This window comes from Maribacter sp. (assembly GCF_049667165.1).
Classification (GTDB): Bacteria; Bacteroidota; Bacteroidia; order Flavobacteriales; family Flavobacteriaceae; genus Maribacter_A.
This window is the reverse complement of the sequence record NZ_JBATHS010000261.1, coordinates 1-3,300: the sequence shown is the minus strand read 5'-3', so window position 1 is coordinate 3,300 and position 3,300 is coordinate 1. Positions and strand designations below refer to the sequence as shown.

The following is a 3,300-nucleotide window of genomic DNA, read 5'->3' as shown; positions in this document are numbered from 1 at the left end:
AAAAACAAAGAGCAAAAGGAAGTTACTCTGGTTGTTTTCTATCTTGGCGTTTATCCTATCCGCTATAATCGACAACCTTACGGCGACTATCGTATTGATTACCATTTTGCAGAAGGTCGTAAATGACAGGAATACCCGCCTTTGGTTCGCTGGTATGATCATCATTGCCGCCAATGCCGGAGGTGCGTGGTCCCCAATCGGTGATGTTACGACCACAATGTTGTGGATAGCGAACAAAGTGTCTGCCCTACAATTGATAGAGCATGTATTGATTCCCTCAATCGTTTGTATGGTGGTCCCCGTACTTTTAGCGATCAGGAACAAGGCCTTTAAAGGCACTATTGATGGCAATCTAGATGATGAAGCCCCAAAGTCGAAATTTGGATCAACGATGTTGTATTTAGGATTGGGTTCTATAGTTTTTGTTCCCATATTCAAAACAGTGACCCATTTGCCCCCCTATGTTGGTATGATGCTTTCCTTGGCCTTGGTAGCCACCTTCGCTGAAATATATAGTAGTTCAAAATTCAGTATTTCGAGTGTAGAAGGGGAAGGACATGATACTACCGGACATCATAGCCCGGTACACGCATCGCTATCGAAAATAGAATTACCCAGTATATTGTTCTTTTTGGGAATCTTATTGGCAGTGGCGGCATTGGAATCCCTTGGACTGTTATTCCATGCAGCCGCAAGTTTGAATGAGGCAATACCTAACACCGATATTGTGGTCATGCTCTTTGGCGTCGGTTCTGCGGTAATAGACAATGTACCTCTAGTGGCTGCGAGTATGGGAATGTTCTCGGAAAGTTTGGATAATCCGCTATGGCATTTTATCGCCTATTCTGCGGGAACAGGGGGTAGTATGTTGATTATTGGTTCGGCTGCCGGCGTTGTGGCTATGGGCATGGAGAAAATAGATTTCTTCTGGTACCTAAAGAAAATAGCATGGTTGGCCTTGGTTGGTTTTCTGGCCGGTGCGGCAGCCTTTGTTTTAATGAGAGATTTTGTCTTAAACGCATAATTTAATCGATAAAATACCGTTATTATGGCAAATTAAAGAAGAGAAACCATATGTCAATGTTACTATATCTTGCTCAAGACCCCGAATTAGGGGATGTTCTATCAGAAGAAAAGACGCTTTCGGTCATAGATTTGATTTTCAATGGCGGTACGGGTAGTGTCGTCATTATTTCCCTGCTCTTTGTAATGCTGTTCGTGGCACTTTACATTTATTTCGAACGGATTTTTGCGATAAAAGCTGCTTCAAAGATAGATAGTAATTTCATGAACCAAATTCGTGATCATGTTACCAATGGAAAATTGGAAGCCGCAAAATTATTATGCGCTCAAACCGATTCCCCTGTCGCCAGGTTGACAGAAAAAGGGGTTTCCAGAATTGGCAAACCTTTGGACGACATTAATACGGCCATTGAAAATGCAGGAACCCTTGAGGTATATAAACTAGAAAAGAACGTCAGTGTTCTAGCGACTGTTGCAGGGGCTGCGCCCATGATCGGTTTCTTAGGGACCGTTATTGGTATGATTTTGGCATTCCATGAAATGGCCTCTAGTGGGGGACAGGCTGAGATGGGCTCTTTGGCCTCGGGTATCTATACGGCAATGACCACTACGGTTGCTGGTTTGATTGTTGGTATTATCGCATATATCGGCTATAACCATTTGGTGAATAGAACAGATAAGGTAATCCATAAAATGGAGGCAAATGCAGTTGAGTTCCTGGATTTGTTGAACGAACCCCTGTAGGCTACGAAATGAAATTAAAAGGAAGAAATAAAGTGAGTCCTGACTTCAGTATGTCGTCTATGACCGATATTGTGTTTTTGTTGTTGATATTTTTCATGTTAACGGCAAATTCACCCAATGCGTTGGATTTGTTATTGCCAAAGGCGAAAGGGAAATCAACCAATACACAAAACGTTTCGGTCAGTATCAATAAGAACCTGGAGTATTTTGTGAACAATGAGAGAATCAACGGAGAATATATTGAAATTGAATTAAAAAAAGCACTGGAAGGACAAGAGAAACCAACTATAATCCTTAGGGCGGAAGAAAGCGTTGCCATTAAAGAAGCGGTAAATGTGATGGATATTGCCAACAGGAACAATTACAAGGTAATCTTGGCCGTGCGACCCAATTAATGTCGTTTTTAGATACGAGACACAAGAAAAAATCATTTACACTCACAACAGTCCTGCTGAGTGTGCTCCTCCTTTTGCTTTTTTATATCGGGATGACCTATATGGATCCCCCTATCGAAAATGGTATTTCCGTGAATTTCGGCACCATGGATTTTGGTATGGGTGATACCCAGCCCAAGGAAAAAATAAGGTCTGAACCGTTGGAGATTCCCGAACCTCCCAACGTGCCTGAAGAACAAGTGGAGGCAACCGTGCCTGAGGAAGTAAAGGAAGTGGTCGAGAAAGAACAGCCCACAGAGAAAGTGCTTACCCAAGAAAGTGAGGAATCCATTAAAATTAAGCAGCAGCAAGAAGCGAAACGCAAAGCAGCGGAAGTGGCTAAAAAAGCCAAGGCAGAAGCTGATAGGATCGCCAGGGAGCAACGCGAGGCCGAAGAAAAGAAAATCAAGGAACAAGAAGCCAAAAAAGCCGAGTTGGATAAGCTTATGGGCGGCCTTAACAAATCAGACGGCACGGCATCAGGTAGCGAAGGCGATGACAGCCGACCCGGTGATAAGGGCCAACCCGATGGGGATCCCTATGCCACAAGTTATTACGGTAGTCCAGGTTCAGGAAGTGGTACCGGTGGTTATGGTTTAAATGGGCGCTCTTTGGTCAGTAAGGGCACAGTGCAGCAAGAATGTAATCAAGAAGGAAGGGTGGTCGTTAAGATCGTTGTGGACCGTAGTGGAAAAGTGATCAGTGCAACCCCTGGGGTGAAAGGAACGACCAATAACGATCCTTGCTTGTTGGAACCTGCAAAGAGAACCGCTTTTATGCATAAATGGAATCTTGATTCCAATGCACCGAATCAACAAATTGGATTTGTGGTGGTTAATTTTAAATTAGGGGGATAGGTGACCTATACAGAAACCTTGGCCTGGATGTTCGCACAACTTCCGGTATATCAGGAAAAAGGCAGATCCGCTTATCATGGGAAATTGGACAATATAGTATTGTTTTCCGCCTTTTTAAAACATCCCGAAACAAAATTCAAGAGTATACATGTGGCTGGTACCAATGGTAAAGGTTCCAGTAGTCATATGTTGGCCTCTATACTACAGGAAGCCGGTTATAAGGTAGGACTTTACACCTCACC

General features: G+C 43.4%; 4 protein-coding genes and 1 pseudogene. All 5 read left to right on the top strand.

Annotated features, from left to right (window positions below; all coding sequences use genetic code 11):
• A partial coding sequence (gene nhaD / locus WBM98_RS12750) for a sodium:proton antiporter NhaD (RefSeq protein WP_424366402.1) occupies window positions 1-1,024 on the top strand: 1,024 nt, incomplete at its 5' end.
• A 50-nt stretch (window positions 1,025-1,074) separates the two neighbouring features.
• Window positions 1,075-1,767 (top strand): MotA/TolQ/ExbB proton channel family protein, encoded by a 693-nt coding sequence (locus WBM98_RS12745; protein ID WP_424366401.1) that lies wholly within the window; start codon window positions 1,075-1,077, stop codon window positions 1,765-1,767.
• An 8-nt stretch (window positions 1,768-1,775) separates the two neighbouring features.
• Window positions 1,776-2,162 (top strand): ExbD/TolR family protein, encoded by a 387-nt coding sequence (locus WBM98_RS12740; RefSeq protein ID WP_424366400.1) that lies wholly within the window; start codon window positions 1,776-1,778, stop codon window positions 2,160-2,162.
• Window positions 2,162-3,058 (top strand): energy transducer TonB, encoded by an 897-nt coding sequence (locus WBM98_RS12735; protein WP_424366399.1) that lies wholly within the window; start codon window positions 2,162-2,164, stop codon window positions 3,056-3,058. The genes WBM98_RS12740 and WBM98_RS12735 overlap by 1 nt, the downstream gene beginning before the upstream one ends.
• Window positions 3,059-3,300 (top strand): annotated as a pseudogene (locus tag WBM98_RS12730) (bifunctional folylpolyglutamate synthase/dihydrofolate synthase); the annotation flags it as partial.

What these genes read in the sequence shown, in the direction of transcription:
- WBM98_RS12745 (WP_424366401.1), top strand. Translation starts at nt 1,075, where the DNA reads ATGTCAATGTTACTATATCTTGCTCAAGACCCCGAATTAGGGGATGTT.
- WBM98_RS12740 (WP_424366400.1), top strand. Translation starts at nt 1,776, where the DNA reads ATGAAATTAAAAGGAAGAAATAAAGTGAGTCCTGACTTCAGTATGTCG.
- WBM98_RS12735 (WP_424366399.1), top strand. Translation starts at nt 2,162, where the DNA reads ATGTCGTTTTTAGATACGAGACACAAGAAAAAATCATTTACACTCACA.